A 16,156-nucleotide genomic window follows, 5' to 3' on the forward strand; every position below is an offset into this window, starting at 1 on the left:
GCTCATCCCCCGTTGAAAGTTGAAAGTAGGCAAGGGCCGCCGGTCCGACCGATCGGCGCGAATCGACGGCACAATCGGACGGGAAGGTAGCAGTCGCGCCAACCTCACGTATGTGATGAGTAGTTGAAAGGCGCCTGTGTTCTAGATCACTCCGTGCGCAATTGGTGAAGGTCACGCACAAGCCGGACACAACCCATGTGGCGGAATTTGATTGGCCGACATGAGCCTGTCAATGTGCCCCCGATCTCTGCGCGCCACGCGCCGGGACCACGCGCATGCATGGGGGAGTACACGAGCATGTCCACTGCACCAAGAGCCGGACGGAGACGGCCGGTTGCGGCCGCCGCCGTCCTGGCGATATCGGCGGCGATGCTGGCCGCCACGCCCTACGCGGCACAGGCCGCGCCCTCGCCCGAGCCCGATCCCTCGGCCTCCCCGGCCGCTCCCGCCCAGGCGGGCACCGGGCGCCCGAAGCCGACGGCGGCCCGCACCGCTCTGGAGCAGGCGAGGCTGAAGGCGAAGGCCACCGGCAAGGACGTCCAGGTCGCCGAACTCACCGACGAGTTCAGCACCACCGTCGTCACGCCCCAGGGCAAGCTCCGCACCGAGCGCAGCCTCGAAGCCCAGCGCATGAAGGGCACGGGCGGTGGCTGGATCACCCTCGACGACACCCTGGTCACCCGCGCGGACGGCACCGTGGCCCCGAAGGCCGCCGACTCCGACCTGGTGATCTCCGGCGGCGGCACCGGCCCGCTGGCCACCATGACCACCGAGGACGGCCAGCAGCTCGCCGTCTCCTCGCCGTTCACCGGCGCGCTGCCGAAGCCGGTGCTCACCGGAAACGGCGCCCTCTTCGAGAACGTGGCGCCCGACACCGACCTGAAGGTCACCGCCACCAAGTGGGGCGGCTACGCCACCGTCGTCATCCTGCGCAGCCCGGCCGCCGCCGCCAACCCGGCGGTGAGGAACCTGGTCTTCCCCGCGGAGACCAAGGGCCTCTCGCTCGCCAAGGACAAGGACGGCAACCTCACCGCCGGCGACGGCCGTGACACCGTCTTCCGCTCGCCCGCGCCGATCATGTGGTCGGCCAAGGAGGCCCGGAAGCCGGCCGCGCGCGGCAACAAGAACGCCGACCTGGACGCCTCCGCGCCCCTCGACAAGACCAACGGCGCCATCGACGGACTGTCCAGCCCCGAAGGACCCGGCGCCCGGGCCACCGTCGCCAAGATCCCCGTCACCCAGGCGAAGGCCAACGGCGCCGGCGGCAAGGGGCGCGGCGCCATCGCCCTGGCCCCCACCATGGACCTGCTCGACGGCGCCGACACCAGCTACCCGGTCTACATCGACCCGGACTGGTCGCGCGACTCCCGCGGCAAGCAGCACCACGCCTGGGTCATGCAGGCCTGGCCCGGCACCAGCAACTTCGACCGCTCCGGCTCCAACGACCGGGACCACCCCGGCTCCGGCTTCCAGGGCTGGGAGTCCCCGTACGGCATCGAGCGCGCCCTGTTCGAGTTCGACATCAACGGGTACTACGGCTCGACCATCAACTACGCCAACCTGCGCGTCAACCAGTACATCTCCTCCGACTGGTCCTGCTCCACGACGTACCCCGTGAACGTCTACCGGGCCCGCGAGTTCGACGGATCGGTGTCCTGGAACAACCACGAGGTCCGCGAGTGGCTGGACGGCAAGTGGGTGCCCGGCAACGGCACCAACTCCGCCTGCTACAACGACATCCCCGTCGACTTCAACGTCACCGGCGCCATGCGGGACGCGATCCGCGACACCAGCAAGCCGATCGCCTTCGCCCTGCGCGGCAACGAGGGCACCGGCGACAAGATGGGCTTCAAGCGGTTCAACTACAACGCCACGCTCAGCACCGAGTACGACTTCCCGCCGGGCACCCCGGACAACCTGCGCGCCGACCCGGTCCCGCGCCGCGTCGTCGCCGGCGACACCCAGGCGTGCGGCTCGGTGCCCCAGTCCGCGTACGGCTGGGTCACCGACACCCACGCCGACCTGGTCTCCCGCGTCAGCAGCCCCAACCAGGGCCAGCTCACCGAGTGGGCCGACGTCTGGGACGAGACCGCGAACGCGACCGCGAACCAGGGCTGGTCCGGCTTCGTGCCGAACTGGTCCGAGGCCCGGTACTCCATCCCGGTCGGCACCCTGCAGAACGGCCACAACTACGCCTGGGCCACCCACGGTGACGACGGTCTGCTGCGCGGCCCGTCCAGCACCACCTGCCACTTCGCCGTCGACATGACCCCGCCGGTCATGGCCTTCGGCAAGTTCACCGACCCCAACACCCAGTACCCGCCGGCCGGCAACGGCCAGATCACCAACCTGCGCCTCGGCGACACCGGCTCCATCCCGGTCTCGGCCTCCGACCCGAGCCCCGGCGCCGGACTGCGCTCCTCGGGCCTCGCCTGCGTCCAGTGGAGCTTCGACCCGCAGCTCGCCGGGCTCCAGCAGAACTGCGGCAGCCCGCTCAGCGTGAGCAGCATCAGCGTCAAGCCCACCCACTGGGGCACCAACATCGTCTACGCGCGGGTCCTCGACGAGGCCGGCAACGCCTCCCAGACCCTCTCGTACGCCTTCTACGTGCCCTGGAAGGACGGCCCGGTCGCCTTCGGCGACACCACCGGTGACGCCCGGCCCGACATCCTCGTCCCGGACAACGCCGGCAACCTGGTCACCCACGGCCGCGCCAGCGACGGCACCAGCGCCAGCTACGTGCCCAGCGGCACCGCCGCGACCGCCCTCCAGGCGCCCGAGGTGACCTCCGGCCGCACCTGGAAGGACTACCGGATCGCGCACCGGGGCTCCCTCGACCCGGGCCGCAACGTCGACGACCTCTTCGTCCACCGCGAGCCCGCCACGGTCGGCGCCCTCGGCGGCAGCGACCTGTTCGCCTACGACAACACCCTGTCCAACCCCGGGGTGTTCACCCTCGGCACCAAGCACACCGTCGACAAGCCGGACTGCGACACCGCGTACGCGAGCTCCTGCGCCGGCTACCAGAACGTCGGCACCTGGCAGTACTCCAGCCAGATCACCCCGACCGGCCCGGCCCGCACCTCGCGCACGCCGAGCCGCAAGGTGTCCGACGCGACCGGTCTGCTCGCCGTCGAGGCCGGCAAGCTCTGGTTCTACCCGGTCAAGCCCAACCAGACGCTCGCCCCGCCGACCCTGGTGTCCGGCACCGGCGACTGGGACGACAAGGACCTGATGATCCCGGGCAACACCCTGGACATCGGCACCGCCACCACGGCGGACACCGCCCCGGCCCTGTGGGTGCGCAACCGCACCAGCGGCGACATCTTCCAGTACAAGCTCGCCACCGGCACCCGCACCGACGACGTCCTCGGGGTCACGTACACCGTGATCACCGGCGTCACCGCGCAGCCCGCGGCCCGCATCGGCTACGGCATCAAGGGCGACGGATTCCCGCGCGTCGGATCCGACGGCGACGTCACCGACGACGGCGTGCCGGACTTCTGGGCCCTGGACACGGCCGGCACGCTGCACGCCTGGGCGGGCACCGTCAACGCCGGCGCGGTCAACGGCTTCGGCGGCTACCACGTGCGCGGCACCACCCAGGCGCCGACCGTGCAGTGGCGCCTGGACAACAAGAAGTCCATCCCCGCCGGCAACGACGGCACCGAGGCGAACATCAGCTACGCCGCCGACACCGTCGACGGCCGCCCGGCCACCGTCGCCGTCCTCAGCGACACGCTGAAGTCGAGCCTCACCGCGCCGAACAGCGTCGTCGACACCCGGCAGAGCTTCACCGTCAGCACCTGGGCGAAGATGGACAAGCCCGACGGCGTGATCGTCAGCCAGGACATGCTCCACGGCAGCGCGTTCATGCTCTGGGCCGACGCCAACGGCTACCGCTTCGCCCTGGCGCGCAGCGACGACGACGGCTGGTCGTACGACTACACCGCCACCGCCAACGCCGCCAACGCCTTCCAGGCCGGCGTCTGGACCCAGCTGACCGCGACGTACAACGCCACCACGGGCGCCATGAGCCTGTACGTCAACGGCCGTCTCGCCGCCAGCGCCTACCACGCGGCGGGCACCAGCCCGGCGCCGAGCGGCAAGCTGGTCGTGGGCCGCTACAAGTACCAGAGCCAGCCCACCGCCTGGCTGGCCGGCCGGGTCAGCAACCTGGCCGTCTACCAGGGCTACACCCCGCAGGTCACCACGGCCGGCACGCCGATCCGCTTCGCCCCCTCCCCGGACATCTGCGTCGACGCCCCGGGCAACAACAGCGGCAACGGCATGCACCCCGCGCTGTGGGGCTGCAACGGCACCGACGCGCAGAAGATCAGCGTCAACGCCAACGGCACCCTGACCCAGCAGGGCCAGTGCGTCGCCGCCAGCGGCAACCAGACCGCGTCCGGCACGGCCGTGATCTTCTGGCAGTGCCTGGGCGAGGGCGGCCAGCAGTGGCTCCCGCGCGCCGACGGCTCGATCTACAACCCGCAGTCGGGCCGCTGCCTCGACGTGCCGTGGGCCAACCGCAGCTGGGGCACCGCATTCCAGATGTTCGACTGCAACGGCACGCCGGCGCAGCAGTGGAGCGTCCCGGCGATCTTCACGCCGGAGCTGCCGGTCAACCCGTAGTACCCCGCCGTAGCACCCGGTAGTACCCCGTAGTACCCAGCAAGAACGCCCCGTCCCTCACGGACGGGGCGTTCGCGTTGTCGGGCCCGTGTCTGTCACGGCTCCGGGGGCGGCTTCGCCGGCATGAGGGCGCGCAGGGCACGCTCCGTCGCCCGCGGGTCGGGGACGGAGACGGCGACGCGGCTGAACGGGGCGGCGAGGTCCAGATCCATCCACAGGACGGGGCCGTCGGCGCTCAGCGCGACGAAGTCGGTGCCGTCAGGACCGTGCCGTAGACCCACGCAGCGGCCCGGCAGCCACCGGCCCCGGCCCGCCTCGCCGCGCAGCACCCGCCACCAGCTGGTCTCGACGCCGACCTCGCGCAGCGCCGACACGGCGAACCGGACCGTGCGCCGCCGCGCGGCCGGCATCTCGCCGAGCCCGAGCCGGACGACGACCTCGCTGCCTTCCACGCCCACGCGTGCCATGGGAGCCGGCCTCCTTCGCCCCCGCCTGCGCGCCTACCCCGCCTGGCGGTGTCAATGCCGGGCAAATCGCTCAGGTGCGTCGACGATGGGCAGCGGACCGTTCCCACACCCTCCACCACCTCGGAGAACCATGGCCTCCGCGTCCTCCCGCCGCGCCGGCGAGCTCGTCCGCCGCCCCAAGCTCTGGCTCGTGCCGACCGTCCTCAGCGGACTCGTCACGATGGTGCTCGCCCTGCTCTACCTGGGCGGCATCCTCAGCCCGAACGACAACCTGCACCACCTGCCCATCGCCGTCGTCGACCAGGACCGGGGCGCGCTCGGCAAGGAGATCACCGGCTCGCTCGGCAAGGCGGCACCGGAGGGGCACGTCCAGTGGCGGACGGCCGGGCCCGCCGAGGCGCAGGACATGCTGGCGTCGGGGAAGGTGTACGGGGCGCTGGTCGTGCCGGCGGACTTCACCGCGTCCGTGCAGGCGCTGACCACGCGCGGGGCGACCACGCGGCCCACGATCACCGTCCTCACCAACCCGGGCGTCGGAAGCCTCGGCTCGTCGATCGCCGCGCAGCTCAACCAGGCCGTGGCACACCAGGCGTCCGTGACCATCGGCAAACGGCTCGCGGCGGCGGCGCCCGACCCGACGGCCAGGGTGCTGCTCTCCGACCCGGTGGCCGTGGTGACCCGGGTGGGGCATCCGATCGGCCGGCACAGCGGGCTCGGGCTCACCGCGTTCTACTACACGCTGCTGCTCGTCCTGTCCGGCTTCATCGGCGGCAACCTCATCCACACCGGCGTCGACACCGCGCTCGGCTACGCGGACAGCGAGATCGGCCCCTGGCACACCCGGCACGCCACCGTGCCCATCGACCGCACCCAGACCCTGATCCTGAAGATGCTGATGACCGCGGGCATCGCGCTGCTCACCACCACGCTCCTGATGGTCGCGTCGATCGGCATCCTGGGCATGGACGCGTCCCACCGCCCGCTGCTGTGGATCTTCTCGTACTGCGCCACCGTGGCCGTCGGCCTGGGCGTGCAGGCCATCAACGCGGCCTTCGGCGGCATCGGGCAGCTGGTGTCGATGTTCGTCTTCATCGCGCTCGCGCTGCCGTCGTCCGGCGCCACCATCCCGCTGCAGGCCGTCCCCGGCTTCTACCGTTTCCTCGGCGCGTTCGAGCCGATGCGGCAGGTCACCGGCGGGGTGCGGGCCATCCTCTACTTCGACGCGCGCGCCGACGCCGGGCTCGGCCGGGCCTGGGCGATGATCGCGATCGCGGTCGTCGGCGCGCTGCTGTTCGGCTTCGCGATGACGTCCTACTACGACCGCCGGGGCCTGGCCCGCTACGTGCCGCAGCCCGTGCCGCCGGACGGGGCCGGGGCACGGGCCGCGGGAGCCTAGCGACCGGGTCCACGGGCCGCGGGAGCCCGGGCGGCCGAGTCCTACGCCGCCGCCGTGTCCGTCCCGGCCGGCTCGCCCTTGCGGATCACGCAGTGCAGCGAGTCGTCCACCACGTCCGCCACGATCGTGTCCCCGGGCCCCGCCTCGCCGCCGAGCAGCAGCGAGGCGATCCGGTTGTCGAGCTCGGTCTGGATCGTGCGGCGCAGCGGGCGGGCGCCGAACTCCGGCTGGTAGCCGTGGGCGACGAGGAGCTTCTTGGCCGCCTCGGTGACCTCCAGGGTCATGCCCTGCGCGTGGACGCGGCGCTTGCTGCGGTCCAGGAGGTGCTCCACGATCTCCGACAGGTCCTGCTCGGTGAGGCTGTGGAAGACGATGATGTCGTCGATCCGGTTGAGGAACTCCGGCAGGAACCGGCCGCGCAGATCCTCCATCAGCTCGTCCTTCAGCTCCGCCGCGTCACCCTGGTGCGCCAGGATCCGGTGCGCGCCGATGTTGGACGTCATGATGACGACACAGTGCCGGAAGTCGACCGTGCGGCCCTGGCCGTCCGTGAGCCGCCCGTCGTCGAGGATCTGCAGCAGCGTGTTGAAGACGTCCGGGTGGGCCTTCTCCACCTCGTCGAAGAGGACCACGCTGTACGGCTGGCGGCGCACCTTCTCGGTGAGCTGGCCGGCCTCCTCGTACCCCACGTATCCGGGCGGCGCGCCGACCAGCCGGGCGACGGTGTGCTTCTCCTGGAACTCGCTCATGTCGAAGCGGATCATCCGGTTCTCGTCGCCGAACAGCAGCTCCGCCAGCGTCTTGGCCAGTTCCGTCTTGCCGACGCCGGTGGGGCCGAGGAAGAGGAAGGAGCCGACCGGGCGGTTCGGGTCGCCCATGCCCGCGCGGTTGCGGCGCACCGCCTCGGAGACCGCCGTGACCGCCTCGGTCTGGCCGACGATCCGCTCGTGCAACTCCTCCTCCAGCTTCAGCAGCCGCTCCTTCTCGCTGGCGGTGAGCTGGGCGACCGGAATGCCGGTGCGGCGGGCGACGATCTCGGCGATGTCGGCGGCCGTCACCGACACCACGCCCTCGCGCCGTTCCTCGATGCCCGCCAGCTCGCCCTCGATCCCGGCGATCTCGTTCTTCAGCTCCGACGCCTTCTCGAACTCCTCGCCCGCCACCGCCTGGTCCTTCTCGCGGCGCAGCTTGGCGAGCCTGTCCTCGCGGCTGACCACCTCCGTCGAACGGCCCGCGCTGCGCAGCCGGACCCGGGCGCCCGCCTGGTCCATCAGGTCGATGGCCTTGTCGGGCAGGAAGCGGTCGCTGATGTAGCGGTCGGACAGCTCGGCGGCCGCCGTGAGCGCGCCGTCGGCGAAGCGGACCTGGTGGTGGGCCTCGTACGCGTCCCGGAGCCCTTCGAGGATCTGGACGGTCTCCTCGACCGTCGGCTCGGGGATGAGCACGGGCTGGAAGCGGCGTTCGAGGGCGGCGTCCTTCTCGACGTGCTTGCGGTACTCGTCGATGGTCGTCGCGCCCACGACGTGCAGTTCGCCCCGGGCCAGCGCGGGCTTGAGCATGTTGCCCGCGTCCATCGAGCCCTCGCCGGTCGCGCCCGCGCCGACGACCGTGTGCAGCTCGTCGATGAACAGGATGATCTCGCCCTGGGCCTCCTTGACGTCCTCGATCACCTTCTTGAGGCGCTCCTCGAACTGGCCGCGGTACTGCGCGCCCGCCACCATCCCGGACAGGTCGAGCGAGACCACCCGCTTGTCCTTCAGCGTGTCGGGCACCTCGCCGGCCACGATCCGCTGGGCCAGGCCCTCCACGATCGCCGTCTTGCCGACGCCCGGCTCGCCGATCAGCACCGGGTTGTTCTTGGAGCGCCGGGAGAGGATCTCCACCGTCTGCTCGATCTCGTCGGCCCGGCCGACCACCGGGTCCAGCTTGCCGGCCCGCGCCTCCTCGGTGAGGTCGCGGCCGAACTCGTCCAGGCTGGTGGCCGGCTGCCGGGGCGCCGCCGGGGCCGTGCCCTCCGGCCGCGACGCGTGCTCGGCGAGCCCGCGCAGCTTCTGCACGTCCAGGTCCTCCGCGCGCAGGAAGCGGGTCGCGCCGGAGTCGGGGTCGGCGAGCAGCGCGCCGAGGATGTGCTCGGGGCCGATGTACGAGACGCCGGCGGCCTGGGCGTACGCGTGCGCGGCGGCCAGCGTGCGCTTCGCCGCCGGTGTCAGGCCCGGCTGGGACGAGGGCTCGCCGGACTCGCGCGGCAGCACCCCGGCGATCTGCTGGGCGAGCTTGTCCGGGCTCACCCCGGCCCGGTCCAGGATCCGGCGCGCGGGCTCGACCTGGGTGGCCGCCCACAGCAGGTGTTCGGTGTCGAGGTCCGTGGTGCCGTCCTCGACCGCCTTGCGGGCGGCGAGCCCCAGCAGCTCGTGCGACGACTCGGTGAGCAGGCGTCCGATGGGAACGCGCTGCACGGCCGGCGGCGAGGACTGCGGCGACATGCCGAAGAAATGGTTCAGCAGGTCGCTGAAGGGATCGGAGGAACCGAAGGGGGAACCGAACGCCATGGACATCTGAGGCTCCTGTTTGGGGTGGGGGCGATCCCACTCAAACCCGGCCGTCCATGCCCCGCAAGCGGGGTCGCGCGCTGCGATGGCGGGGCCCGGGCGGCCGCCCTAGGCTGACCCGGGATGCCGGACGAACCGGACGTAAGCGGCCGAAAGGTGAGTGACGTGGGAGCTTCCCAGGACGGAGACCCGGAGAGGACCCACCACGACCCGGCCGGTACCCGTGCCCCGGATCCGGACGGGAGAGCGGGTGTGCATCCCGGCGCGCATCCCGGCGCGCATCCGGACGGGAAAGCGGACTTCACGTTCCGCCCGTACCGCCATCCGGCCGCCGGCTGGGGCGCCGCCAAGAGCGTGACCCGCTTCCTCGTCCGCGAGCGCGCCCTCCTCGACGGGCCGCGCGCCATCCTGAAGATGAACCACGAGGACGGCGGCTTCGACTGCCCCGGCTGCGCCTGGCCCGACGACACCAAGGGCCTGCACCTCGACATCTGCGAGAACGGCGTCAAGCACGTCACCTGGGAGATGACCAACAAGCGGGTCGGCCGCGACTTCTTCGCCGCCCACACGGTCACCGAGCTGTCCGGCTGGACCGACCACGCCCTGGAGGACCAGGGCCGGCTCACCGAACCGATGGTGTACGACCCCGGCACCGACCGCTACGTCCCCATCAGCTGGAAGGACGCCTTCGGCCTGGTCGGCCGCACGCTGCGGGCCCTCGAATCGCCGCACCAGGCCGCGTACTACACCTCCGGGCGGCTCGGCAACGAGGCCACCTTCCTCTACCAGCTGATGGCCCGCGAGCTCGGCACCAACAACCTGCCCGACTGCTCCAACATGTGCCACGAGGCCAGCGGCCGCGCCCTGACGGCCTCCCTCGGCACCGGGAAGGGCACCGTCGACCTCAAGGACTGGGAGGCCACCGACGCGCTGTTCATCCTCGGCGTCAACGTGGCCTCCAACGCGCCCCGGATGCTCACCTCGCTCACCGAGGCCCACAAGCGCGGCGCGCGGATCGTGCACATCAACCCGCTGGTCGAGGCCGCCGCCACCCGCGCGATCATCCCGCACGACTTCCGCGACATGGCCACCTTCCACGCCACCCGCACCAGCAGCCTCAACCTCCAGCCGCGCATCGGCGGTGACATGGCGCTGCTGCGGGGCATGGCCAAGGCGGTCCTGGAGCAGTCCGCGTCCGACCCCAAGGCCCTCGACCGGGAGTTCGTCGACCGTCACACCCACGGCTTCGAGGCGTACCGCGCACTGTGCGCCGGCACGCCGTGGGAGGAGATCGAGCGCCAGTCCGGCATCGACCGGGCCGACATCCTGGCGGCCGCCCGCGTCTACCGCGAGGCCGACCGCTCCATCGTCAGCTGGTGCCTCGGCGTCACCCAGCACGAACACGGCGTCGACACCGTACGCGAGATCGTCAACCTCCTGCTGCTGCGCGGCAACCTGGGCCGCGAGGGCGCCGGTCCGTCGCCGGTCCGCGGCCACAGCAACGTCCAGGGCAACCGCACCTGCGGCATCGACCACCGCCCCGAACCCGCCTTCCTCGACCGGCTCGCCGAGGTCTGCGGCATCGACCCGCCGCGCGAGCACGGCCTCGACACCGTCGGCTCCATCCGGGCCATGCACCGCGGCGACATCAAGGTGTTCATCGGCATGGGCGGCAACTTCGCACTCGCCGCGCCCGACACGCCCTACACCTACGAGGCCCTGCGCTCGTGCGAGCTGACCGTCCAGGTGAGCACCAAGCTCAACCGCAGCCACCTCGTGCACGGCCGGCAGGCCCTGATCCTGCCCTGCCTCGGCCGCACCGAGAAGGACCAGCAGCGCACCGGCCTGCAGAGCAGCTCCGTCGAGGACTCGATGAGCATGGTGCACCTGTCCGTCGGCATGAAGCGCCCCGCCTCGCCGCACCTGCTCTCCGAACCGGCCATCATCGCCGGCCTGGCCCGCGCGGCCCTCCCCGACAGCGCCACCCCCTGGGAGTGGTACATCGAGGACTACGACCGGATCCGCGACACCATGGCCCAAGTCCTCGACGGATTCGAGGACTTCAACCGCCGCGTCCGGCTGCCCCTCGGCTTCCGCATCCGGCAGCCCGCGCGCGAACTCGTCTTCCTCACCCCGTCCGGCCGCGCCGAGTTCTCCACCGCCCCGCTGCCCGACGTCGTCCCCGAACCGGGCACCCTGGCCCTGGGCACCATGCGCTCCCACGACCAGTGGAACACCACCGTCTACTCGGACGACGACCGCTACCGGGGCGTCACCAACCTGCGCACCCTCGTCTTCATGAACCAGGACGACATGCGCGAGCGCGGCATCGGGAAGTTCGACCCCGTCGACATCATCAGCACCGCGAGGGACGGCAGCCGGCGCCGGCTCCACGGCTATCTGGCGATCCCGTACGACATCCCGCGCGGCTGCGCGGCCGGCTACATGCCGGAGATGAACGTGCTGTGCGCGCTCGGCGACCACAGCACCCAGAGCGACCAGCCGATCATGAAGCACGTGAAGGTCACCATCACGCCGTCTTCCTGACCGGCCGGCCGGCCGGCCGACCCCGACCCTGACCCCGACCCCGAGCCAGACCCCGACCCCCGCCCCGGATCCCGACCTCGACCCAGACTTCAGACGCCCCAAGGAGCGCCGTGGCCGCCACTCCCCAGCCCGTCCTCGCACCGCCCGCGAAGGCCGCCGTCTTCCTGGTGGCCACGGTGAACCCCGGCGGCGAGGCCACGGTCCGCGACGTCCTCGGCGACCTCGCCGGGCTCGTCCGGTCCGTCGGCTTCCGGGCCCCCGAGGACGGGCTGAAGTGCGTCGCCGGCATCGGCGCCACCGCCTGGCCGAGGCTCTTCGGCGGCGTCCCGCTCCCACGCGACCTGCACCCCTTCCGGCCGCTGCGCGGCCCGCGCCACAGCGCCCCCGGCACACCCGGCGACCTGCTCCTGCACGTACGCGCCGGGCGCATGGACCTCTGCTTCGAGCTGACCCGGCTGGTCGTGGAGCGGCTCGGCGCGGCCGTGACCGTCGTCGACGAGGTGCACGGCTTCCGCTACTTCGACGACCGCGACCTGCTCGGCTTCGTCGACGGCAGCGAGAACCCGCGGGGCACCGCCGCGGCCGAGGCCGTCCATGTCGGCGACGAGGACCCGGAGTTCGCCGGCGGCAGCTATGTCGTCGTCCAGAAGTACGTGCACGACCTCGCCGCCTGGGAGGCACTGGGCGCCGAGGAGCAGGAGCGGGTCATCGGCCGCACCAAGCTCGCCAACATGGAACTGCCCGACGACGTCAAGCCCGACGACTCGCACGTCGCCCGCAACACGATCACCGACGCCGACGGCACCGAACGGCAGATCCTGCGCGACAACATGGTGTTCGGCAGCGTCGGACGCGGCGAGTTCGGCACGTACTTCATCGGCTACGCCCGTACGCCCGAGGTCACCGAGCGGATGCTGGAACGGATGTTCCTCGGCGACCCGCCGGGGCTGACCGACCGGATCCTCGACTTCTCCACGGCCGTGACCGGCTGCCTCTTCTTCGTGCCGAGCGCCGATTTCCTCGACGACCCGCCCGGCCCGCCCGACCCGGTCGAAGCCGTCGTGCACCAGACCCTCGGCATCGGCAGCCTGAAAGGAGCGTGAGCGCCATGGACGACACCGACAACCTGCACCGGGAACTCGCCCCCGTCACCCCCGCCGCCTGGGCGCAGATCGAGGAGGAGGCCCGGCGCACCTTCCGGCGCCACGTCGCCGGCCGGCGCGTCGTCGACGTGCCCGACCCCGACGGCCCCGGCCTCGCCGCCGTCGGCACCGGCCACCTCACCGCGATCGCGCCACCCGCCCCCGGCGTCACGGCCCGGCTCCGCGAGGCGAAGCCGCTCGTCGAACTCCGGGTGCCGTTCACCGTCACCCGCGAGGCCGTCGACGACGTCGAGCGCGGCTCCGCCGACTCCGACTGGCAGCCGGTGAAGGACGCGGCCCGCGCGATGGCCTTCGCCGAGGACCGGGCCGTCTTCGACGGCTACCCGCCGGCCGGCATCGACGGACTGCGCGACCGCACCTCCAACCCCGTCCTCCCGCTGCCCGCCGAACCCCGCGACTACCCCGACGCCGTCAGCCGCGCCCTCACCGAACTGCGCCTCGCCGGAGTCGACGGACCGTACGCCCTGCTCCTCGGCGCCGACGACTACCGCGCCGTCAGCGAGACCTCCGACCACGGCTACCCGATCGCCGCCCACCTGGCCCGGATGCTCGACGGCCCGCCGATCTGGGCCCCGGCCCTCACCGGCGCCTTCGTCCTCTCCACCCGCGGCGGCGACTTCGAACTCCGGCTCGGCCAGGACCTCGCCATCGGCTACAGCGCCCACGACGCGCACGGCGTCGAGCTCTACTTCCAGGAGACGCTCACGTTCCTGACCTACACGGACGAGGCCGTCGTCGTGCTCCGGCACTGACCGTGGCCATGGCGTCCTGGGTGCCGGTCTCCGCGGTCACCCGCCTGGTGGCCGCGACCGGCGTCGGCGCGGCCACCGGCCTCCTGGTGGGTGCGCTCACGCGCTTCCCGCTGGGCATCCTCGCGGGCATCGCCACCGCCGGCACCGCCTTCGTCACCGCCGGCTGGCTCGTCCTGTGGCCGATGGACGCCGCCACCACCCGCCGCAACGTGGGACGCGAGGACTTCCGGCCGCTCCTGGAGGAGATCGTCGTCGTCACCGCCGCCCTGTGCGGCCTCGTCGGCATCGTGATGCTCCTGCTCGCCCGCGGCCACGACGCCGGCGGCCGGGCCGCCGCGGCGGCCGCGCTCGCCGGCGTCTTCACCGGCTGGGCGTCGCTGCACCTGATGTACGCCACCCGCTACGCCGACATGTACTACCGCGCCCCCGAGGGCGGGATCGACTTCAACTCCGACGTCCCGCCCCGCTACAGCGACTTCCTCTACTTCAGCTACAACCTCGGCATGACCTACCAGGTCTCCGACACCAGCGTCTCCAGCACGGAGATCCGCGCCGTGGCGCTGCGCCACTGCCTGCTGTCGTACGTGTTCGGCGCCAGCATCCTCGCGACGACGATCAACCTGGTGTCGGGCATCGTCACGGGCTGACCGCCCGCCGTACGCCGGCCGGACCGGTCAGCGCAGCGAGAGCACGACGGCCGTCGCCTCTCCGGCGGGCGTCCGGTAGGCGACCGTGTCCCCGGCGCGGCAGCCGAGCAGCGCGAGACCCAGCGGGCTGTCGGAGGTCACCAGGTCCGGATCGTCGGCGTCGGCGAGCTCGCCGATGTGGAAGGTCGACTCGTCGCCGTCGTCGAAGCGCACGGTGACGGTGGTGCCGACGCCGACCACGCCGCTGGCCGGGGCGCCCGCGACGGACGCCGCGCGGATGCGGCCCTCGATCGCGGCGATCCGCTGGTCGAGCCGGGTGACCTCGGTGGCCCGCTGCAGCTCGTCCGCCTCGTCGGCCCGGTCGCCGACCGCGTCCACGTCCTTCAGGGTCGCGGCCACCGAGCCGCGTTCCTCGCGCAGGTCGGCCAGTTCGCGCCGCAGCGCGCTGAGGGCATCGGCACTGATGGGCTCGGGACCGTCGGTCATTCCTGCTCCCGTGTCGCTGTCAGGTCGGGGATCCGGTCATTCCATTAGGTCATCGCCGGACGGACCCGGCAAATCATCGGCCGGACGGCCACTGACCCGTACGGAGCACCCGGACAGGCCCTAGCGTGCTCGCATGATCACCACATTCAGCCGAACCGACGACGCCGAGGTCGCCGTCACCGCCGCCCTGGCCGGTGCCGCCGTCGTCCGCGACCTGTACGGCGGCCGCCTCGACCGCATCGACAAGGGCGGCGGCGACTTCGCCACCGCCGCCGACCTGGCGGCCGAGCGGGCGATCCTCGACGTCATCCGCGCCGCCCGGCCGAAGGACGCCCTGCTCGGCGAGGAGGGCGGCGAACAGGGCGCCGCCGGGGCCGGCCGGCAGTGGCTGGTCGACCCGCTGTGCGGCACCCTGAACTACGCCGCCGGCACCCAGGTCGTGGCCGTCAACGTGGCCCTGCGGGACGGGACGCCCGAAGGGATACCCGACGGGACGCACGAAGGGACGCCCGGCGGGACGCACGCAGGGACACCCGACGGGACGCCCGGCGGGACGGCGCGCACGGCAGTCGCCGCGGTCGCCGACCCGTTCGGCGGCGAGGTCCTGTGGACCGACGGCGAGCGCGCGTGGGCCCGGCGCGACGGGGCCGACACCCCGCTGGTGCCGTCCGGCGCGGTGCGCCTGGTGGACGTCAATCTGGACCCGCCGTTCCCGCACGCGCCCGGCTTCCGGGCCGTGGACCTGCTCGCCCACCCCGGCTTCGTGGCCGGCTTCCGGCCCCGTGTCGTCTCCTCGACGCTCGCCGTCGCCTGGGTCGCGGCCGGCCGACGCGCCGCGTACGTGACCGACGGCGGCGACCTGTCCGGCAGCGTCCACTTCGCCGCCGGCATCGCCCTGTGCCGGGCCGCCGGCTGCGTCGTCACCGGCATCGACGGCCGCCCGCCCGGCCCGGCTGGCCACGGGCTCGTGGTGGCCGCCGACGCCGCCACCCACGCGGAGCTGATGGCCCTGATCCGCAAGTGAGCGAACCGCGCGGTTTGGCGTGATCGGCCCCCGTCCGGCGCGGCGGCTCCCTACGATGAGAGCCGCCGCACCGGGGAGGCGCCGGGCAGGCGGCCGAGGGGGGAACGACCATGTCTTCGCAGCTCGTTCAGCTGGAGATGCCGGACGGCCAGACCATCTGGGCCACCGTCGCGGAGGACGGGGGCCCCAGCGACTCGGGCCTCGGCGACCGGCTCGTGGAGAAGGTGCACGGCTTCCAGGAGTCGCTGCGCGTCGTGGCCACCAACGTGCGCGACGCGGTGGCGTCGGCCCGGCCCGACGAGGTCAGCGTCGAGTTCGGCATCGAGCTCGCCGTCGGCAAGGAGGGCGTCATGGCCGCCGTCGTCGGCGGCAGCGGCACCGCCGCCTTCAAGGTGACCCTGACCTGGAACGGCCCGGGGCCGGCCGCCGCCGGACCGGGCGCGACCGTGCCCGAGGCCCGGGGCGCGGCGTCCTGAGCGCAGGACCCACC

11 protein-coding genes are annotated in these 16,156 nt (G+C 72.4%); 8 read left to right on the forward strand and 3 right to left on the reverse strand.

Annotated elements, in window-relative coordinates; translation table 11 throughout:
• The first annotated feature begins 297 nt into the window (after nt 1-297).
• Nucleotides 298-4,635 carry a ricin-type beta-trefoil lectin domain protein gene (locus ACFYU9_RS00420; protein WP_389340920.1) on the forward strand — a complete coding sequence of 1,446 codons (4,338 nt, stop codon included), beginning with the start codon at nt 298-300 and terminating at the stop codon, nt 4,633-4,635.
• A gap of 95 nt (nt 4,636-4,730) precedes the next feature.
• Here the strand turns inward: ACFYU9_RS00420 and ACFYU9_RS00425 are convergent, their stop codons facing one another.
• Complete coding sequence (locus ACFYU9_RS00425; RefSeq protein WP_389340923.1) at nt 4,731-5,102, reverse strand: hypothetical protein; 372 nt, start codon at nt 5,100-5,102, stop codon at nt 4,731-4,733.
• Nucleotides 5,103-5,232: 130 nt separating this feature from the next.
• On the opposite strand from ACFYU9_RS00425, the gene ACFYU9_RS00430 reads away from it, so the two are divergent.
• On the forward strand, nt 5,233-6,498 hold the full coding sequence (locus ACFYU9_RS00430; RefSeq protein ID WP_389340926.1) for a YhgE/Pip domain-containing protein: 1,266 nt from the start codon (nt 5,233-5,235) through the stop codon (nt 6,496-6,498).
• A gap of 41 nt (nt 6,499-6,539) precedes the next feature.
• On the opposite strand, the gene ACFYU9_RS00435 is transcribed toward ACFYU9_RS00430, so the two are convergent.
• Nucleotides 6,540-9,053: an ATP-dependent Clp protease ATP-binding subunit gene (locus ACFYU9_RS00435; protein ID WP_389209417.1), complete on the reverse strand. Its 2,514-nt coding sequence runs from the start codon at nt 9,051-9,053 to the stop codon at nt 6,540-6,542.
• 246 nt (nt 9,054-9,299) lie between these two features.
• On the opposite strand from ACFYU9_RS00435, the gene ACFYU9_RS00440 reads away from it, so the two are divergent.
• The 4 genes from ACFYU9_RS00440 (at nt 9,300) to ACFYU9_RS00455 (ending at nt 14,156) form a co-directional block, all read left to right on the forward strand.
• Entirely contained in the window at nt 9,300-11,594 is a 2,295-nt protein-coding gene (locus tag ACFYU9_RS00440) for an FdhF/YdeP family oxidoreductase (RefSeq protein ID WP_389342914.1), read from the forward strand.
• 110 nt (nt 11,595-11,704) lie between these two features.
• The gene (locus ACFYU9_RS00445) at nt 11,705-12,697 is read left to right on the forward strand and encodes a Dyp-type peroxidase (protein WP_389340929.1); all 993 of its coding nucleotides are present in this window, start codon (nt 11,705-11,707) and stop codon (nt 12,695-12,697) included.
• Between the two features lie 5 nt (nt 12,698-12,702).
• Nucleotides 12,703-13,509: a family 1 encapsulin nanocompartment shell protein gene (locus ACFYU9_RS00450; protein ID WP_389209423.1), complete on the forward strand. Its 807-nt coding sequence runs from the start codon at nt 12,703-12,705 to the stop codon at nt 13,507-13,509.
• An 8-nt stretch (nt 13,510-13,517) separates the two neighbouring features.
• Entirely contained in the window at nt 13,518-14,156 is a 639-nt protein-coding gene (locus ACFYU9_RS00455) for a DUF1345 domain-containing protein (RefSeq protein WP_389340932.1), read from the forward strand.
• Between the two features lie 27 nt (nt 14,157-14,183).
• On the opposite strand, the gene ACFYU9_RS00460 is transcribed toward ACFYU9_RS00455, so the two are convergent.
• Nucleotides 14,184-14,642 carry a GreA/GreB family elongation factor gene (locus tag ACFYU9_RS00460; protein WP_389340935.1) on the reverse strand — a complete coding sequence of 153 codons (459 nt, stop codon included), beginning with the start codon at nt 14,640-14,642 and terminating at the stop codon, nt 14,184-14,186.
• Between the two features lie 133 nt (nt 14,643-14,775).
• Here ACFYU9_RS00460 and ACFYU9_RS00465 point away from each other — a divergent pair, with 133 nt between their 5' ends.
• Both ACFYU9_RS00465 and ACFYU9_RS00470 read left to right on the forward strand, forming a co-directional pair.
• Complete coding sequence (locus tag ACFYU9_RS00465; protein ID WP_389340938.1) at nt 14,776-15,666, forward strand: inositol monophosphatase family protein; 891 nt, start codon at nt 14,776-14,778, stop codon at nt 15,664-15,666.
• Between the two features lie 110 nt (nt 15,667-15,776).
• Nucleotides 15,777-16,142 carry a CU044_2847 family protein gene (locus ACFYU9_RS00470; RefSeq protein WP_389209430.1) on the forward strand — a complete coding sequence of 122 codons (366 nt, stop codon included), beginning with the start codon at nt 15,777-15,779 and terminating at the stop codon, nt 16,140-16,142.
• Nucleotides 16,143-16,156: the final 14 nt, after the last annotated feature.

It is taken from the genome of Streptomyces sp. NPDC004327 (assembly GCF_042873935.1).
In the GTDB taxonomy this organism is placed as follows: Bacteria; Actinomycetota; Actinomycetes; order Streptomycetales; family Streptomycetaceae; genus Streptomyces.

Bases quoted from the DNA above. Each gene is read 5' to 3' on its own strand.
- ACFYU9_RS00420 (WP_389340920.1), top strand. From the start codon at position 298: ATGTCCACTGCACCAAGAGCCGGACGGAGACGGCCGGTTGCGGCCGCC.
- ACFYU9_RS00425 (WP_389340923.1), bottom strand. From the start codon at position 5,102: ATGGCACGCGTGGGCGTGGAAGGCAGCGAGGTCGTCGTCCGGCTCGGG.
- ACFYU9_RS00430 (WP_389340926.1), top strand. From the start codon at position 5,233: ATGGCCTCCGCGTCCTCCCGCCGCGCCGGCGAGCTCGTCCGCCGCCCC.
- ACFYU9_RS00435 (WP_389209417.1), bottom strand. From the start codon at position 9,053: ATGTCCATGGCGTTCGGTTCCCCCTTCGGTTCCTCCGATCCCTTCAGC.
- ACFYU9_RS00450 (WP_389209423.1), top strand. From the start codon at position 12,703: ATGGACGACACCGACAACCTGCACCGGGAACTCGCCCCCGTCACCCCC.
- ACFYU9_RS00455 (WP_389340932.1), top strand. From the start codon at position 13,518: ATGGCGTCCTGGGTGCCGGTCTCCGCGGTCACCCGCCTGGTGGCCGCG.
- ACFYU9_RS00460 (WP_389340935.1), bottom strand. From the start codon at position 14,642: ATGACCGACGGTCCCGAGCCCATCAGTGCCGATGCCCTCAGCGCGCTG.
- ACFYU9_RS00465 (WP_389340938.1), top strand. From the start codon at position 14,776: ATGATCACCACATTCAGCCGAACCGACGACGCCGAGGTCGCCGTCACC.
- ACFYU9_RS00470 (WP_389209430.1), top strand. From the start codon at position 15,777: ATGTCTTCGCAGCTCGTTCAGCTGGAGATGCCGGACGGCCAGACCATC.